Annotated in this window: 19 protein-coding genes, 1 tRNA gene and 3 pseudogenes; 15 read left to right on the forward strand and 8 right to left on the reverse strand. The window is 59.5% G+C overall.

What is annotated here, in order from left to right:
• Positions 1-93 precede the first annotated feature (93 nt).
• The 6 genes from C8029_RS01215 (at position 94) to ribD (ending at position 3,527) form a co-directional block, all read left to right on the forward strand.
• Positions 94-489 (forward strand): winged helix-turn-helix transcriptional regulator, encoded by a 396-nt coding sequence (locus C8029_RS01215; protein ID WP_009572759.1) that lies wholly within the window; start codon positions 94-96, stop codon positions 487-489.
• Between the two features lie 90 nt (positions 490-579).
• Positions 580-840, forward strand: a complete 261-nt coding sequence (locus C8029_RS01220; RefSeq protein WP_152002073.1) for a hypothetical protein — start codon at positions 580-582, stop codon at positions 838-840.
• 74 nt (positions 841-914) lie between these two features.
• The gene (locus tag C8029_RS01225; protein ID WP_152002074.1) at positions 915-1,403 is read left to right on the forward strand and encodes a hypothetical protein; all 489 of its coding nucleotides are present in this window, start codon (positions 915-917) and stop codon (positions 1,401-1,403) included.
• A complete protein-coding gene (locus C8029_RS01230; protein ID WP_152002075.1) occupies positions 1,400-1,819 on the forward strand; it encodes a secondary thiamine-phosphate synthase enzyme YjbQ in 420 nt (139 codons plus the stop codon). The genes C8029_RS01225 and C8029_RS01230 overlap by 4 nt, the downstream gene beginning before the upstream one ends.
• A 133-nt stretch (positions 1,820-1,952) precedes the next feature.
• The gene (gene nrdR, locus C8029_RS01235) at positions 1,953-2,420 is read left to right on the forward strand and encodes a transcriptional regulator NrdR (RefSeq protein ID WP_009572755.1); all 468 of its coding nucleotides are present in this window, start codon (positions 1,953-1,955) and stop codon (positions 2,418-2,420) included.
• Positions 2,421-2,426: 6 nt separating this feature from the next.
• A complete protein-coding gene (gene ribD, locus C8029_RS01240; RefSeq protein ID WP_152002076.1) occupies positions 2,427-3,527 on the forward strand; it encodes a bifunctional diaminohydroxyphosphoribosylaminopyrimidine deaminase/5-amino-6-(5-phosphoribosylamino)uracil reductase RibD in 1,101 nt (366 codons plus the stop codon).
• On the opposite strand, the gene C8029_RS01245 is transcribed toward ribD, so the two are convergent.
• The 4 genes and pseudogenes from C8029_RS01245 to C8029_RS01260 all read right to left on the reverse strand — a co-directional run bounded on the left by C8029_RS01245 (position 3,517) and on the right by C8029_RS01260 (position 8,005).
• Positions 3,517-4,095: a capsular polysaccharide export protein, LipB/KpsS family gene (locus tag C8029_RS01245; protein WP_226946212.1), complete on the reverse strand. Its 579-nt coding sequence runs from the start codon at positions 4,093-4,095 to the stop codon at positions 3,517-3,519. The two genes, ribD and C8029_RS01245, sit on opposite strands and share 11 nt — an antisense overlap.
• Positions 3,981-5,171, reverse strand: coding sequence for a capsular polysaccharide export protein, LipB/KpsS family (locus tag C8029_RS01250; protein ID WP_193217563.1), 1,191 nt, complete (start codon positions 5,169-5,171; stop codon positions 3,981-3,983). Before C8029_RS01250 ends, C8029_RS01245 begins: the two co-directional genes overlap by 115 nt.
• Before the next feature lie 106 nt (positions 5,172-5,277).
• On the reverse strand, positions 5,278-6,411 hold the full coding sequence (locus tag C8029_RS01255) for a polysaccharide biosynthesis/export family protein (protein WP_009572752.1): 1,134 nt from the start codon (positions 6,409-6,411) through the stop codon (positions 5,278-5,280).
• Between the two features lie 272 nt (positions 6,412-6,683).
• Positions 6,684-8,005: pseudogene (locus C8029_RS01260) on the reverse strand (capsule polysaccharide biogenesis protein).
• A gap of 223 nt (positions 8,006-8,228) precedes the next feature.
• On the opposite strand from C8029_RS01260, the gene C8029_RS01265 reads away from it, so the two are divergent.
• From C8029_RS01265 to C8029_RS01290, 6 genes are all read left to right on the forward strand, one after another.
• Positions 8,229-8,828, forward strand: coding sequence for a riboflavin synthase (locus tag C8029_RS01265; protein ID WP_009572749.1), 600 nt, complete (start codon positions 8,229-8,231; stop codon positions 8,826-8,828).
• Complete coding sequence (locus C8029_RS01270) at positions 8,825-9,382, forward strand: hypothetical protein (RefSeq protein ID WP_009572748.1); 558 nt, start codon at positions 8,825-8,827, stop codon at positions 9,380-9,382. The genes C8029_RS01265 and C8029_RS01270 overlap by 4 nt, the downstream gene beginning before the upstream one ends.
• Positions 9,383-9,522: 140 nt before the next feature.
• Positions 9,523-10,629, forward strand: a complete 1,107-nt coding sequence (gene ribB / locus C8029_RS01275; RefSeq protein WP_009572747.1) for a 3,4-dihydroxy-2-butanone-4-phosphate synthase — start codon at positions 9,523-9,525, stop codon at positions 10,627-10,629.
• A 3-nt stretch (positions 10,630-10,632) separates the two neighbouring features.
• A complete protein-coding gene (locus C8029_RS01280) occupies positions 10,633-11,193 on the forward strand; it encodes a 6,7-dimethyl-8-ribityllumazine synthase (protein WP_009572746.1) in 561 nt (186 codons plus the stop codon).
• The gene (gene nusB / locus C8029_RS01285) at positions 11,190-11,678 is read left to right on the forward strand and encodes a transcription antitermination factor NusB (RefSeq protein ID WP_009572745.1); all 489 of its coding nucleotides are present in this window, start codon (positions 11,190-11,192) and stop codon (positions 11,676-11,678) included. Before C8029_RS01280 ends, nusB begins: the two co-directional genes overlap by 4 nt.
• A 200-nt stretch (positions 11,679-11,878) precedes the next feature.
• Entirely contained in the window at positions 11,879-12,187 is a 309-nt protein-coding gene (locus C8029_RS01290; RefSeq protein WP_009572744.1) for a hypothetical protein, read from the forward strand.
• Between the two features lie 241 nt (positions 12,188-12,428).
• Here the strand turns inward: C8029_RS01290 and C8029_RS01295 are convergent, their stop codons facing one another.
• Positions 12,429-13,289: an aminoglycoside phosphotransferase family protein gene (locus tag C8029_RS01295; RefSeq protein ID WP_152002079.1), complete on the reverse strand. Its 861-nt coding sequence runs from the start codon at positions 13,287-13,289 to the stop codon at positions 12,429-12,431.
• A gap of 96 nt (positions 13,290-13,385) precedes the next feature.
• Here C8029_RS01295 and C8029_RS01300 point away from each other — a divergent pair.
• A pseudogene (locus C8029_RS01300) lies at positions 13,386-13,867 on the forward strand (MmcB family DNA repair protein).
• A 3-nt stretch (positions 13,868-13,870) separates the two neighbouring features.
• Here C8029_RS01300 and C8029_RS01305 read toward each other — a convergent pair.
• The gene (locus C8029_RS01305; protein WP_009572740.1) at positions 13,871-14,059 is read right to left on the reverse strand and encodes a DUF6324 family protein; all 189 of its coding nucleotides are present in this window, start codon (positions 14,057-14,059) and stop codon (positions 13,871-13,873) included.
• 187 nt (positions 14,060-14,246) lie between these two features.
• Between C8029_RS01305 and C8029_RS01310 the strand changes: the two genes are divergently transcribed.
• Positions 14,247-14,323 (forward strand) — tRNA-His (locus C8029_RS01310).
• Between the two features lie 52 nt (positions 14,324-14,375).
• Here the strand turns inward: C8029_RS01310 and C8029_RS01315 are convergent.
• Positions 14,376-14,696 (reverse strand): DUF6476 family protein, encoded by a 321-nt coding sequence (locus tag C8029_RS01315; RefSeq protein ID WP_152002080.1) that lies wholly within the window; start codon positions 14,694-14,696, stop codon positions 14,376-14,378.
• Between C8029_RS01315 and C8029_RS01320 the strand changes: the two are divergent.
• A pseudogene (locus C8029_RS01320) lies at positions 14,695-15,713 on the forward strand (RluA family pseudouridine synthase). The gene C8029_RS01315 and the pseudogene C8029_RS01320 overlap by 2 nt on opposite strands.
• Here the strand turns inward: C8029_RS01320 and C8029_RS01325 are convergent.
• Positions 15,710-16,360, reverse strand: a complete 651-nt coding sequence (locus tag C8029_RS01325) for a DUF4386 domain-containing protein (protein ID WP_193217564.1) — start codon at positions 16,358-16,360, stop codon at positions 15,710-15,712. The pseudogene C8029_RS01320 and the gene C8029_RS01325 overlap by 4 nt on opposite strands.
• Positions 16,361-16,387: the final 27 nt, after the last annotated feature.

A 16,387-nucleotide genomic window follows, 5' to 3' on the forward strand; every position in this document is an offset into this window, starting at 1 on the left:
GGAAATGAGTATAGGTCTCACCTAGAGACTTATGTCGGGCGTGAAAAGGAGGCACTTTTTCAGTCCCAGGGCACACAGAGGGAACCACATCAGATGCGTGACAGCGCCCAAAGCCGGATAGAGCAATGGAAAGCCGACGGGTTTGACCCGAAAAACTGCCCGGTGCGGCAGGTGTTGGATCATCTGGCGGCCAAATGGACGACACTGATTTTGCTGGAACTGGAGAATGGTGCACAGCGGTTCAATGCGCTGGGGCGGGCCTTGCCGGATATTTCCAAACGGATGCTGACGCAAAGCCTGCGCGATCTCGAACGTGACGGGCTGGTGCGTCGTGAGGTGTTCGACACCAAACCGCCGAGCGTCGCCTATAGCCTGACCGATCTTGGCCGCTCTTTCCTGATGCCGCTGCATGCGATGATAGATTGGGCAGGGCACAACATGCCTGATATTGCGGCGGCACGGGATCGTTTCACGGCGTCCGAGGGGTAAAATCTAGTTATCCACAAAAAGCTGTGGCGGCGTTTAATCCGAATTAACCTTTGAAGCGTTTCCTCTGTGTAGATCCACGGGAGAGCTGTCATGTCCTGGACGACCAAAGCCTTGATTGCCATGACCCTGATCGTTGCCGGGGCCGCGCTTGCCATGACCGATGGGACGGCGCAAACGCCGGCACTTGCCGACCCTGAGACCATTGTCATCACCGTGCTGCCCGAAGACCTCGACCGCTGTGTCGCAACGCTCGAATCTGTGTTTTTCGCCCCTGTCCATGCCGCCACGGTGGTCAGTGCCACGCTCTCATCGGATGCTGCGGGGCCAACCGTGACCTGCGTGGCGCAATAGCGCGAGAGCGCCCATTTCCATTCGCGGCCCACGCGGTTAGATTTGCCGCGAACAGGTTTGTGTAAGGGGCCAAGATGGTGCGATTTTCGATTGGGTTAGGTGTGTTGCCCTTGTGTGCGATGCCTTTTGGCGCTGTCGCTCAGGCGGAGCCGCTGTTTCAATGCACCTTTGCAAATGGCAAAACGGTGGTGCTTGAAACCGATGAGACGGGCGTGGTTTACCGTTTTGGCCGCCCCGGTCAGACGCCGGAGTTGACCCTGCATCGCCTATACGATCAGATCGACGTCACGCCTTGGCCCGGTGTCGGCCGCTCAATTTGGGAGGATCTCAGCCTGCACAACGGCGCGGTGACCTATCGCCTGTGGGGCGCGCTGGATCGGATGAGCGAGGATCATGAGCTGTCCGCCGGGCTGATCGTTGAACAGGGCGAGGACGAACTCGCCCGGCTTGAGTGTCTCCCCGACAGTATAAATTACGCCGTGTTCAGCTTTTCGGACGCTTATGAAGCCGCGGGCTATTGCTGGAACTATGAGGGTTTCATCTGGCAGGAGGCCTGTGAATGAGCCACCATCTGTTCGAAATTCCAACCCACGGGCCAGGGCTGTATGAGATCGCCGCGGATGTGGCGCGCTGGGTCGCGGGGGAGGGACCGATGGAGGCGGCGCTGACTCTGATGGTCCAACACACCTCCGCCTCCCTCGTGATCCAGGAAAACGCCGACCCCGAGGTGCAAACCGATCTTGCCGCATTTTTTCACCGGCTGGTGCCGCCTACGACGGACCCCGGCATGGCCTATTTGACCCATACCTATGAGGGGCCGGACGATATGCCGGCCCATATCAAATCCGCCTTGCTGCCGACAACGATCACAATACCTGTCATCTCGGGGCGAATGACCCTTGGCACATGGCAAGGGCTTTACCTTTTCGAACATCGCGCGCGTCCGCATCTGCGCAAGCTTGTGGCCTTGCTGCGCTAAATGAATGTGGCTACCACATGTCGTGGTTAAAATTTGATCTACCCAAATTCTAGGCTTCCCCCTATAGTGCCTGTGGATAAGTGGGGCAAAGACCCCACAACAACGAGGCAGTGAACAGAAGAGGGGACGCGACATGCGTTGTCCATTTTGCGGAAATGTAGATACCCAAGTGAAAGACAGCCGTCCGGCTGAGGACCATGTCGCCATTCGGCGGCGACGGTTTTGTTCGGCCTGTGGCGGTCGGTTTACCACCTATGAACGCGTGCAACTGCGCGATCTGGTGGTGGTGAAAACCAATGGTCGCCGCGAGGATTTTGATCGTGATAAACTCGAACGCTCGATCCGGATCGCCGCGCAAAAACGCCCGATTGAACCGGAGCGTCTGGATCAGATGATCTCTGGCATCGTGCGGCGTCTTGAGAGCCTGGGCGAGACGGATATCCCATCGAAAACCATCGGTGAGATCGTGATGGAAAGCCTCGCGCGGATTGATACCGTGGCCTATGTGCGCTTTGCGTCGGTTTACAAAAACTTCCAGGCCGCAGACGATTTTGACAAATTTGTCAGTGAGTTGCGCCCGGAAGGCAAGCACGACGAGTAAGCCCCTATGCCCGATGTCGGCCCCATGCGGCACGCGCTCTCTCTGGCGGCGCGCGGGCTTGGCCGCACTTGGCCAAACCCGGCTGTTGGCTGTGTGATTATACGTGAAGGACGCGTTGTTGGGCGGGGATGGACCCAGCCCGGCGGTCGTCCCCACGCCGAAGCTATGGCTTTGGCGCAAGCGGGCGATGCGGCGCGTGGGGCCACGGCCTATGTCACGCTTGAGCCCTGTTCTCACCATGGCAAAACCCCGCCCTGTGCTGAGGCTCTGATTGCGGCGGGCATCACCCACGTGGTCGTGGCCTTGGGCGACCCGGACCCACGGGTGAATGGGCGCGGCTTTGCGCTTTTGCAAAATGCGGGGATAAAATTAACCACGGGTGTCTGCGAAGCGGAAGCCCGCGCGGCGCAAGAAGGTTTCCTGTCCAAGGTGATTTTAGGCCGTCCGATGGTGACACTGAAACTTGCACTCTCGTGGGACGGTCGGATTGCGACGGCGACGGGTGAAAGCCAATGGATCACCGGCCCCTTGGCGCGGCGGCGTGTCCATGCGATGCGCGCCACTCATGATGCGGTTTTGGTCGGCGCGGGCACGGCGCGCGCCGATGATCCAAGCCTGACGGTGCGTGGTCTTGGCGTGTCGCATCAACCTGTGCGCGTGGTGATGTCGCGTCGTCTTGACCTGCCTTTGAGCGGGCAACTGGCGCGCACGGCGCAGGAGGTGCCGGTTTGGATCGTCCATGGCCCCGATGTCTCACCCGAGCTGAAATCTGTCTGGGCCGGGCTCGGCGCGGAGCTGATCGAGGCCCCCGTGGTCTATGGTCAGCTCGATCCCAAAGCGAGCCTTGAGGCGCTTGGCGCGCGCGGTTTAACGCGGGTGTTTTGCGAAGGCGGCGGGGCATTGGCGGCCTCGTTGATGGGCGCGCATTTGCCCGATCATGTGGCACTGTTTACCGCTGGGCTTGCGATTGGCGCGGAAGGGATGCCGGGGCTAGGTGCGCTTGGGATTGACCGATTGCGACAGGCACCACGCTACGCATTGCAGCGCGTTGAGCAGATCGGTCCAGATGCGTTAAGTCATTGGAAACGCGCGCAACCTACCGATTAAAGCCAAGGGTCGCGGCGCGCAATTGGCGCAGCTTGGCCAGCATGGCTTGCACCAAACGGCTGCGGCCTTGGGGCGCTTTTGCCAAAAACTCCAAGGCCTCTTCCGGTGCAATGGCCGCCCCGGTTTTGGGATCAAAGTAACGCGGATAGTCAATCAGAACCGCATGGGCGAGGGCGTTGAGCGACGGGCGCGCGGCGCGTCGAGCGGGCGTGTTGCCAAGGTCACGCGTTAGACCCCATCCAGCATAAAACGGCGCGCCGGTGCAGGTCACAGGAGTACCGCGTAACAGCGCCTCAAACCCGATCAACGAAGTCATGGTCCAGATCTCATCACAGGCCTCAATCAGCGATAAGGGATCGGCAGACTGCGCCACCACATCGGCGATTGCATCGGCATCCGCCACTTTGCCGCGCCGTAGGCCCGCCTCGACATCGGGGTGCGGTTTGTAGACGATCACAGCGCTCGGATGCGCCGTGCGCGCCGCCAAAAGCAGGGCGCGGTTGGTGCAAATCTCGCCCGCGCCAAGGCTGACGGAGGCATCATCTTCGACCTGCCCGGCGACGAGAATGCGGTGACCTTCGGGCAGGGCGGGGCCCCCGTGCCGACGTTGTATTTACTGAGATTCAGCGCTTTGAGCCGGGTGAGAAACCGTTCAATGCGATGCGCCGCACTGGTAGAAAGAGTGGTGCGCGCAGAGATCAGAGTTTCGAGACGCGAGGGGCGTGTGGGGTCAAAGTACAGACCTTGATCATCCAAAATCAACGACACGGGCCGCACGAGAGCCGCACCAAGACCACGTGAGCGGAGGAACCCGTCCTCCAGCCGTAGTGCCGCTTTGGGATCAGCGCCCCAAGCCAGATGTTTTCGGCCTTGGGCGAGATGGGCGGCGATGCGTTCTGGCTCATCGGTGAAATGGACGCCGTTTGAGCCGAAATATTGACGCAGAAACGGACGTTTCCAGCGTAAAATATGACTGGCGACATAGCCGTTGGCATCCTCGCGACGGGCGCGCCCTGTGGCTTCGAGATGGGCGAGGATGTCCTCAAAAGCACAAGGTGTGCCATGGCGATTTTGCCAGTTTGGAGTGATCAACATCGCGGCGGCAAAGGCTTGGGCGCGGGTGAGGCGGCGATGTTGATGCGGATCGGGAGCCTCATCATGGGTGAGATCAAGGCCGCCATACCACGGCTGGCCAAAGACGCGCGGGCGGTGACCAGCGAAAATGGCGTCAAAGCCAAGGCCGGAACTGTGGGTGTAAACGGCGGTGGCGGAGGCGAAAAGCACCCAAGGGTTGCTTTTGGGATCGGCAAGGGTGATCCGCTCACTTGCCATGTCGGGCTGCGCCACGCCATTTTCGCAAGGCAAGATCACAACGTGGCTGTTCAAATGTTCGGTCTGGGCAAACACCAACATTTCCTGAAAATCGGCCCTAGCGAGGACTGGGTCGGCCTGATCTATAACCAGCACATATGGTGCATTCGGATGTGATACTTTCTCTTGAGCGACCGGGAATTTGCACAATTCAAGTTTGACCAGCCAATCCATCGCATCGCGCGCCCGGTTCAAAAGCGCGGCGTCATCCAAGGGCGCGTCACGCAAGACCGTGGAGAGTTCCATGCCGATGTTTGCCACGGGAGCGGGCAATCCGGCATCCTGTAACAGCTCCATGAGCAGAGGCTGGGCAGAAAAAAGCCGCCCCTGCACTTTAGCAGGGGCGGCCGTCCTGTCAGGGTCGTGAGCGACCATAAGGTTATTGGCCGACGGCAGAACTCAGCGTGTTGGCCGAGGCAGCCGTACCGGTGATTGCCGAAATTGATTTCTGCCACTGGACGAATGGAGCTTCGGTCACATAGACGGTGTCCTCGTCGCGGATCAGGAAATCGCGGGCCAAGAACAACCCGTTCGGTTGGGTCAGATCCAGCACATAGATCAGGCGCTGCGGACCGACGAGGTCGTCGCGGCCCAACACCAGTTTGGAAATCTCTTCAGACTCGTTGCGATAGACAAAGACGCCGGTTGGATCGGCGGCATTGGTTTGCAGACCGCCGACCTGCGCAATGGCTTCAAGCGCGGACAGATTGCGCGATTCGAACGGCACAACGCGTTGCGCACCTGTCGCACCAAGCGCGGTGAAGGAGCGTGGGTCGGCCTCGACAAGGATGCGGTCGCCATCGCGCAGCGGAATATCGAATTTGGGGTTTTGATAGAGGTCCTGGAACCAAATCGTCCCAACACGCGAACCACGGATGACTTTGATCTGTGCCACTTCGGGTTCAACGCCCACGCCTCCCGCACGGGCCAGCATGGCGGTCAAACGACGGGTTGGACGCTCGATCGGATAGACGCCTTGGCCGTTGATCTTGCCGGTGATGGTGACGGTCGCGCCATCGCCCGCAGCACGGGTGACCATAACCTGCGGGTCCGGTGTCTGTGTGTCGAGTTTTTCGGTGATGATGCGGCGAATGGCTTCGGGGCTATTGCCCGCAGCTTTGATCCGACCCGCATAGGGCACGAAAATAAAGCCGCCGCCGTCCACCTGGACCTCGGAGAGCACGGTGGCATTGGCGCCTGCGCCAGCCAAAAGACCGTCATCGACGTTTTCCCAAATGCGCAAGGACAAGACATCGCCGGGGGCGATCGTGTCGGACCCGATCTCGCCCGCGTTCAAGAAGGTGGAGGAAAATCCAAGCTCATTGTTGAGGGCGCTGGCGGCGTTCACACGGTCGTTGACGGTGACGACAAAGGCATCGCCCTCATTAAGGATAGACCCTGCGAAGACTTCGCGTTTGTTCGGACCGGATCTTGGCAGACCACAGGCCGTGAGGCTGGCGAGCACGGCCACAAGCGCAACCGCGCGAGTGGTCCGCGATGTCAAAAATGTCACTAATAAATCTCCTCTGCCCCGATTTTTATTGGGTTTAATCAGAAGGCTAACGAATAGCGAGTCAAAAATCCAGCTTGGCGGTGGTGTGGTTCGTCGACTTTGGCAGTGTGTTGCAGGGAGGCCTCTGCAGTGGCAGGGGATGTGTCGGATTGAAAAATTGTCTCATGATATAGAGGGGCTAGGCGGTGTTTTTGATGTGGTCGCTACTGCGAAACCCAAGTGCGATCCGATCTGAGCCGAACGCGCGCGCTGTCTCCGTTGATGTTCCCGTATCAGGTGACGATGCGCAGAGGTTGGCGAGGATGCGCCGTGCCATGTAACAGCGCCTCATCCGGGGCCTCTTTCGCCAACATCAGATCTACTACAAGGCGCAAAAGCTGTCTGCGACCACGGGCGGAATAAAAGCCGCCCGGAATTTGCGAGGTTTCCAAAAGGAATTGTCGGTAGTCGCGATAGGCGCGGGTGTCGGGCCGCTCCGGGTGGGTGAAAAACGCCTCCAGAGTCTGGTGGGAGACGAATTCCGGCTTGTCATAGACTGCCCGCCCGAACACTTTGAGCGGCAGGCCGAGGGACAGCACCTGTTGCCCCGCCGTGGAATTGACCGTGACGGCAGAGCGGGCGGTGTGCAGCAACCGCTGAAGTTTGCCGCCGCGCACATAATGAACACGGTCCGCAACACCGAATTCGGCAGCGATGCGACGGACCTCATGGGTGAGGTTGCGACGGTCGTTTTCCAAAGGATGGGCCTTGAACACCAGATGGTGGTGGGGGGGGGCACCGGAGGCAAAGCCCGCGATTACATCAGCAATGAATTCGGGCATGGTCGCATAGGGCGAATGGATCTGAAAACTTGTGTCATGTTCGAGTTGCAGCAGTGCGATGTGAAATGGAAAGCCACCCGTCAGCAGTCGCCGCGTGTGCCATGCGCGTGACATGTAATGTTGCGGCATCATGATCAAGCGTTTGAAATAGAGTAAAAACTCCCGCGTGACCGGCAATTCGCGATGGCCGCGATAATGCCGGAAGGCGGAGTTTCGAAACATCACGAACCAATGATAGAGCGCGCCATAAAAGATATGTTGGCGCATGTCGCCCCAATGCGCAGGCGGTTCGATGTTGTCATGGTCAATCGTGTCGAGCGCCTTGCGCATATCCGCAACAGTGAGGGTCATCAGCGAAGAGTTGCCATTGGACCCACCGCGTTCATAGGTGACCCAATAGGGGCGGATATAGCCCTCTTCAAACACATGGATGGTCAGACCCAGCGCCCGGGCGCGTTCAATCGCCAGGGCATGAACGGGTCGGGTGTCGCCATAAAGCACGATGTCGGTGACGTTTTTATCGGCAACGATTTGAGCAAAGTGATCGGGCCAATCATCGGCGAGGCCAGAATAGGGCAGGAAGGTTTTGGTCGAAAACCAAAAGGCGCGATCGCCGGCGTTAAAGCCACCCGCCACACTGTCGCCCCCGCCGCGCGCAACATCCGTCCAAGCGACCAGAAAAACGGCCCATGTGGTCCCTGAAGCATCAGGAACACCCGTTTGGGGCCGGTTTTGCTGTTTGGTGTGATCCGCATGTTGCTTTCTTGAGGCATATGAGGGGCAATGTCTTTGTTATTTTGACGATTAGATTAAGAATTAGGCGGATTTGTGACCTGAAGGGCGCAGCGCGTGGCCAGATCGCTGGTGAGAAAGAGCAGGGGTCAGTTTGGCGCAAAAAGATGAACAAACCCTCTGCGCCCGTCATGCGGGTGCTTGCAGGGGGGCAAGCGGGGCGTTACCCCTAACGCAACCCAACGATCAACGCGTGGAGGCGGCATGTTTACAGGGATCATCACCGACGTCGGAACAGTGCTTGAATTGGAGCAGCGTGGCGATTTGCGGGCGCGGATCGGCTGTCGCTATGACGTCGATGGGATCGAGATCGGCGCATCCATTGCCTGTGATGGGGTGTGTTTGACGGTGGTGGCGCTTGGCGTGTCGCCGCAAAACTGGTTCGACGTGCAGATCAGCGCGGAATCGGTGTCAAAGACCAACATCGGTGCCTGGGCGGTGGGCAAGCCGGTCAATCTTGAACGCGCCTTGAAGCTGGGCGACGAATTGGGCGGACACATTGTGTCGGGGCACGTTGATGGCGTGGCGGTGATCACGGCGATGGTGGACGAGGGCGAGAGCACGCGGATCAGCTTTGAGGCCCCCGAAGCTCTGGCCAAATTCATCGCGCCCAAAGGCTCGGTGGCGCTCAATGGCACGTCTTTGACGGTCAATGAGGTGGCGGGCTGCAGCTTTGGCATCAATGTGATCCCGCACACCCAGGAGGTGACCACATGGGGCGCGGCCAAGGTCGGTGATCGGGTGAATTTGGAGATCGACACATTGGCGCGCTATGTCGCGCGGCTTCAGGAGTGGCAGGCATGAGCGGCATCGGGCACAACAACGGCCCGGCCTTTGATCGCGGCGTGAGGTTTCGCACCGTGGCTTGGAGCAAAGCGCGCAAGGGCTTGTTGGGAGAGACATTGCCGATCGAAGTGATCCGGATGCGGGTGCGTCGGGCCGCAGAGCTGGGCTTGCCGTATCGGTCTTACGCCTCGATCCGGGCCAGCACCGGGCGCGATGTTTTGGGGTTTCTGTTCTCGTCGAACGCGCTGCGGCTGATCCGGGTCGGGGACGCTTTGCCTGCGCGCTATTCCGACACGCTGGCACAGATCAAAGCCACGCGGATCGCGGCGGTTCACCGGCCCTTGAAACCCGAAACGATTGCCGCACTGGCGGGAATTGATCGCGCAGGGCGCGCGCCTGCGCCCCTTACCGGATGGGGCGCGCAGCGGGCGGCGTTGAATGCCTTGTTTGAGGGGACAAAGCTGCCGCGCGATTCTGTTTTGCTGATCCATGATGCGCCGTTTGAGGCGGAATGGGTTGCAGCCGGGAAATTGGCGGGACTTATCCCGGCGCCCGTGTTTTTCACGGACTGACCTGACGGGGCTTGGAGAATTGCGAAAATGCAGCGCAATTGTGCGCGCATCATTGCCTTTGCCCTGCGCGTTTGACTGGCATTTGCGATCATGACGCTGTACGGAGAGGCACCCTAAGGATCAAGAGGCCGCCCGAGACCATGTCCGACATCACAGAGACTGACAGCTATGACACCGCGATTTCCCCGATTGAGGAAATCATCGAGGATGCCCGCAACGGGCGGATGTTCATCCTGATTGATCACGAAGATCGCGAGAACGAAGGCGATCTGGTGATCCCATCGCAAATGGCCACGCCTGAGGCGATCAATTTCATGGCCACCCACGGGCGCGGTCTGATCTGTGTGACGCTGACCGGGGAACGGATTGACGCGCTGGGCCTGCCGATGATGGCGTCGCACAACTCCTCGCGCCACGAAACCGCATTTACCATTTCGATCGAGGCGAAAGAGGGCGTGTCCACCGGGATTTCCGCCCATGATCGCGCCCGCACAGTGGCCGTGGCGATTGACCCGTCGAAAACGGCTACGGATATTGCCACGCCGGGCCATATTTTCCCGCTGCGTGCGCGTGATGGCGGCGTTCTGGTCCGCGCCGGTCACACCGAAGCCGGTGTCGATGTGGCGCGTCTGGCAGGGCTTCAGCCCAGCTCGGTGATCTGTGAGATCATGAACGAAGACGGCACCATGTCGCGTCTGCCGGATCTCGTTGGATTTGCCCAGAAGCACGGGCTGAAAATCGGCACCATCTCCGATCTGATCGCCTATCGCCGCCGTCACGACAACCTTGTGACCAAAACCGCCCACCGCGAAGTGGTGTCGGAATTTGGCGGTACATGGGACATGACGATCTATTCCGACGTGCTGCAAGGCGCGGAACATATCGTTTTGACCAAGGGTGATATCACCACGCCCGCGCCGGTTCTGACCCGGATGCACGCGCTCAACCCGCTTGAAGACGTATTGGGCATTGGCAAAACCTCGCGCGAAATCGAAGGCGCGATGGATGTGATCGCGGCCGAGGGCCGGGGCGTCGTGGTCTTGCTGCGAGACCTGACGATGAAGGTTCTCGAAGATGAAGCCTCGCCGCACACCCTGCGTCAGTATGGCATCGGCGCACAGATTCTGGCCGCCCTTGGCCTGCATGACCTGATCCTTGTCACTGACAACCCACAGCCGAAAGTGCCGGGGCTTGAGGCCTTTGGCCTGACCATCACCGGCACCCGCAAGATTTCTCAGGAGGGCTAAGACATGGCCGCGAATGAACAGCACCACATCCTCGATCTGCCGACATTCGACAAGCCGGTCAAACTTTTGATCGTGGTCGCGCCTTATTACAAAGACATTGCCGACGAATTGGTCGCAGGCGCCAAGGCCGTGACCGAAGAGGTCGGCGGCACCTGGGATCTGGTCGAGGTGCCCGGCGCTTTGGAAGTGCCGACCGCGATCTCCATTGCGGACAAGATGTCGAACTTTGACGGCTATGTCGCGCTGGGCTGTGTGATCCGCGGCGAGACCACCCATTATGACACGGTCTGCAACGACAGCTCACGGGCTTTGCAACTGATGGGGTTGCAAGGGCTGTGCATCGGCAATGGCATCCTGACGGTCGAAAATCGCGACCAAGCTGTGGTGCGCGCCGAGGCCAAGGGACAAAATAAAGGCGGTGGAGCGGCGGCTGCGGCCTTGCATCTCATCGCGCTTTCGCGCAAATGGGCAAATCCGAGCAAGGGCGTGGGATTTCATTCCGACGCGATCCGTCTCGCCCAAGACACTCAGGCGAGTGAATCCACAGGACCGAAAAACGCATGACCTCTGACAACACCGACCATCTGAAACCGCCCTCAAAGCGCGAAAAGAAATCTGCCGCGCGGCTTTACGCTGTGCAGGCGCTGTTTCAGATGGAAGCCTCTGACATGACGGTCGATAAGGTCCGCCGCCAGTTTTACGATTTCTTCTTTGGTCTGGTGACCGAGGAAGAGGGCGAATTCATCGACGGCGACAGCGATCTGTTCCATGAGATCACCGAAGTGGCGGTCAATGAACAGGCCAAGATCGACCAAATGACCGACCGTGCTTTGGTGGCGAAATGGCCGATTGCACGGATCGATTCGACGCTGCGGGCGATTTTCCGGGCGGCGGGGGCGGAGCTTTTGTCCGGGCTGACGCCGCCGAAAGTGGTGATTGTGGAATTTGTCGACGTGGCGAAAGCGTTTTACCCCGAAGGGCGCGAGTCGAAATTCGTCAACGCGGTGTTGGATCATATGGCCCGCGAAGTGAGGCCCGAGGCGTTTTGAGGCCTGAGGGCGAGCACATCAACAGGTGAGGCGCGTTTTGACGCCTTTTGAACCTTCTCGAAGCAAACGCCCCGCAATCGTCGGGGCGTTGTTGCGTTGAGGGGGGGGGGAGGGGACGCCGCCTGCGACGAAAGGGAACGTGGAAAATCCATCCCAATATGCTACAGTTTGTGAATGTGTTCTCGCAGAGGAGCGTCGCCATGCCCAAGCTCATCAAACTTTACATCACTCAGGTGCTGATTGGCTTTGCCATCTCGGCGGCCTTCGTTGCTGCGCTGCTCTCTTTCAATGTCGCCAACATGTGGCACCTTGTGACCCATTCCGACATTGGTTGGCTTGCGGTGCTGATTCTATGGCTGGCCAATGGCGTGGTGTTTTCGGGGGTGCAATTCGCAATCACGATCATGCGGATGGCCGGGAAAGACGACGACGATCATGGCGGCAAACGCGATGACATCCCGCTGCGCGTGTTGGAACCGATCCGGGTCGAAAGCACAGATCGCTCTTAAACCACCCAAAGCTCAAACGAAACGCGCCCCAATCGAGGGCGCGTTTCGTGTTTGAAAGTGGCGGGGGACCACAGCATCCGTAGCAGTGCGTTGCTCCCGAAGCCTGAATATTCAGGTGGGCGCCAGATAACCAAACCACGGTCTGGACAGAGCCAGCCCCCTTTCGGTTGCTTAAGGCCACCGGAGTCTTGCACCCATATGTACGAAACGAGCAGATCCCGCCACCGCAGGAGATAGTGGGTCAGCGGGCCGAAGACAAGGGGGCGCTCTGCGACAGGCCCAGAAGGCGGGGCAGGCGGATCAGGTCGAGGCGCGGCGGCTGGGCGGTGGGGGCGGCCAAGGTCCAGCAGATCGAGAGCGCGCATTTGACCGCCGCCCAGTCCAAAAGCCGCTGACGATCCAGACCGGTTTCATGGGCATAGGCCTCGGCCATCCGTGCGAAACGCGCGACGGACAGGGTTTCGTCCTTTGCTCCCTTTGGATTGCGAAAGGCATTGGCGGGTTCGTAATGTGGATCGCCACAAACCGCTTTGGGATCAATCACCGTCCAGTGGCCGGGCGTCCCAATCACATTGTCATGGTGTAAATCGCCATGCATCGGCTGAACCCGTTCTGTGCTGCTCAGCAAAACCTCGATCAAGGCCTTGGCGCGCATCATTGCGACGTGTTCCAAGGCCCGGAGGCGTGAGTCGCCGGCAAAGCGCCTGAGCGCGCGGGTATAGTCAGGTAGGGCGGCAAAGCCTTGGGCCTGTTTTGGGGCGGCGCGCAGAAGAGCGGCGGTCAAACGCGCCAGCTCTGACGTGGCCCGGTCATCCTGACCGCTTCGCGACAGATCGCCCAAAGGCGCGCCCTCGGCCCAGTCGAACAACAGCGCGTCACCTTGGGCGTTGCGCAGCCGGGCGATGAGGCCCGAGGCGCCAAAGGCGCGGTCCCATTGCTCCGCCGCGCGCTCGCTGTCGCCTTTGCCGGGCTGAAACAGTTTGAGCGCGGCGGCTTGTCCTTTTGCGTCCATCACACGCCAGACATGGGCGTGACCCTCTGTCTTGAGCGGGAGGGGCGCATGTAAAGACCAAAGCGTGAGATAGGGGGACGGATCAAGCATGGGTGAACAATAGGGAGACTGCGGAAACGGGAAAGAGTGAATTTTTGCTTTCGATTTCCTCTTGCGATTTGTTTATGTTTTGTTCACCTTTGGGCCATGCACGCCGATGATCCCGCCCTCTCTTCTCGCCAGCCGGTTCACACCCAACCCGGTCAACGTCTCGCCCGCGGGGTCTGTCGGTATTTGCGCACGCTTGATGTCACCTGCCTTGAGGAAATGGTGCCCACACGCGGCTTGCGCGTTGACGTGATGGGGCTGGGACCGAAGGGGGAGGTCTGGGTGGTTGAGTGCAAATCCAGCCGCGCCGATTTTACCTCGGACAGCAAATGGCAGGGCTATCTGCTTGGTGTGATCGGTATTTCTTTGCGGTGGATCAGGCGTTTCCGACGGAGATTTTACCCGAGGAGACCGGGCTGATCCTTGCGGATGGCTATGGCGCGGAGATTGTTCGGATGCCGGATGAAAACAAGCTGCCCACAGCGCGACGCAAGGTTTTGCACCTGAGTTTCGCGCGCCAAGCTGCGCTGCGGTTGCAAAGCTACCGCGATCCGGGCGTGGCAGCGCTGTTTGGCGGCTGAGGCCTATTTCGCCAGCTTGCGCGCCTGGGCTGCGGCGGCGCACAGCTCTTCGGCGATCTCTTCGGCCTCTTCTGGTTCAAAATCCATCGGGATTTCAACGCCCTTGGCCTCGATGAACAGGCGCACCATGCCAAGCGAGGTTGGCCCGATTTGCAGGTTTGCTTCGATATCTTGTTCCGAGTTGATGCCCATGCGCTTGGCTCCTTTTCGACCCAAAAGGGAGTACGACTTTGGGCCTTGGATGACAAGAGGCCGCAAGGCCGCGCCCTTGTGGGTGACCTGCGCTACGCTTTTGCTCACACGCCACATTGATTTGCACAGATATTTTCGTAAACTGCCCTTGCATTCAGATGGAGGGACAGGTAAATCCCCCGCCAGTGCCGCCATAGCTCAGTAGGTTAGAGCGCCTGATTGTGGATCAGGAGGTCCCCCGTTCGAGCCGGGGTGGTGGTACCACTTTTACCCATCCGTTTTATGTGACGCATCAGGGCTGTCGTGCTATTCGGCGTTATTTCAGCGACACTGTCTGGCGCAGCGCGCCGGTTTCAGCGCTGTAAATCAAGATCGCATCATCGGTGACAATCGCCACCCAGTCGTCCCCACGGGTGAAGGCGGTGGGACTCACGCCCTCGGGCAAAGTGATCGTCTCTGGCAAGTCAAAAGACACCGCCGCCGCGCTTGACCCCTTCATGTCAGGGAAACGGGTGACAAGCAGCCCAATCAGGACTAGAAACCCGCAAATCATCACGACCAAAAGCCCGGTGACCAGCCGACGCAACAGCGTCAATCCCGCCATGTCTTTTGGGTCCAACTCAATCGGATCACTCATGTCTGTTACCACCGTTGCTTTCGTCATTGCGGACAACCCGCCCAAACGCCTTGATAAGGCGATTGCCCGCGATGTGCCAGAAGAAGCCACGCTGTCGCGCTCGCGCCTGGCAAAATTGCTGGCCGAGGGGGCGATCACCGTCAATGGCGTGGTGGCGACGGACCAGACCGGTAAAATCGCGGCGGGGGATCGGGTTGAGATCACTGTGGAACAGGCTGCCGACGTCGAGATCGTCGCCGAAGACATCCCTTTGGAGGTGATCTATGAGGATGACGATCTGATCGTGATCAACAAACCCGTCGGCATGGTGGTGCATCCCGCGCCGGGCTCGCCGTCGGGCACCTTGGTCAATGCGTTGATGTATCATTTCGGTGACAACCTGTCGGGTATTGGTGGTGAAAAGCGCCCCGGCATCGTGCACCGGATCGACAAAGACACATCGGGGCTTTTGGTCGTTGCCAAATCGGACAAGGCGCATCAAGCCTTGCCAAACAATTCGAAAAACACACGGTCGAGCGCAAATATTATGCGCTGGTGTATGGCATGCCCGACATCATGGACCCGCGTCTGCGCGGCGTCAAAGGCGTGAGCTTTGAAGGCTCCAATGTGATGCGCATCACCACCATGCTGGGCCGTCACAAGGCCGATCGGCAAAAACAAGCGGTGTCGTTTAGCGAGGGCCGTCACGCCATCACCCGCGCGCGGGTGGTTGAGACCTATGGCACGCCTGTGCAGCTTTGCCTTGTGGAATGCTGGTTGGAAACCGGGCGCACCCACCAAATTCGTGTGCATATGGCCCATGCCGGGCATGGTCTGGTTGGCGATCAAACCTATGGCGGGCGGCGCAAGCTCAATCACAAAGCCCTCTCAGAGGTGGCGCGCGATGCCGTCGCGGCCTTTCCGCGTCAGGCGCTTCATGCGGCCGTGCTGGGCTTTGTGCATCCTGTGACGGGCGAGGACATGCTGTTTGAGGCGCCTCTGCCCGAGGATATGCAGGGGCTTTTGGATCACCTCTAATGCGGTGAAACGACGGCTTGGCTGTGGCGTGAGAACAGCAGCCAGAGGGCGAAAAAACTCTCAGACACCAGGGGAATGGCATAGCTGGGCGCAAGGGTTTCGGCAAAGTTTGAGCCCAAAAGTGCCAGCGTGCTGTTGATTCCATAGATCAGCGCCGAGGCCATGAGCAAAGGGGGCAAGACCCGCTTGGTCATAGGCGACAGCAGACCGGAGTGGCACAAAAGCTGCGCCATCAGTGCCGTGTTGAGCGCAAAGAACAGCAAGCCAAGATCATAGCCATCGGCCTGTGCCGCCATGAGCCAAGCGGCCTGATCCGGGGCGTGAAGAGCGGCCAGTTGCAACATCAAAGATCCGGCAATCACCGCCCCCTGTGTCAGCCGAAACACCATGGCAAACAGCGCTTTTTGCGGATCAACCGCGCGAAACACTGCGTAAAACGTCAACGCGACATAGATGTCCGCGCCAATCATCACGCTGTCCAAAAGCGCACTGATCCGCAAGGCCGAGACCGTCTGTGAGAGTGATGTGGCGGACAGGGCCGTGGCGCGAAACATCATTTCGGAACTCAGTCCGGCGAGGATGATGACCCAATAGGCCATCCCGGCTCGGCGCAGTCGGGTGAAGAGTGCAGGGGAGGGCGTCAACATCGGGGACTCCTTCGGGAACAACATGTG

The organism is Roseobacter sp. TSBP12 (assembly GCF_009129705.1).
GTDB classification, from domain to species: domain Bacteria; phylum Pseudomonadota; class Alphaproteobacteria; order Rhodobacterales; family Rhodobacteraceae; genus Celeribacter; species Celeribacter baekdonensis_A.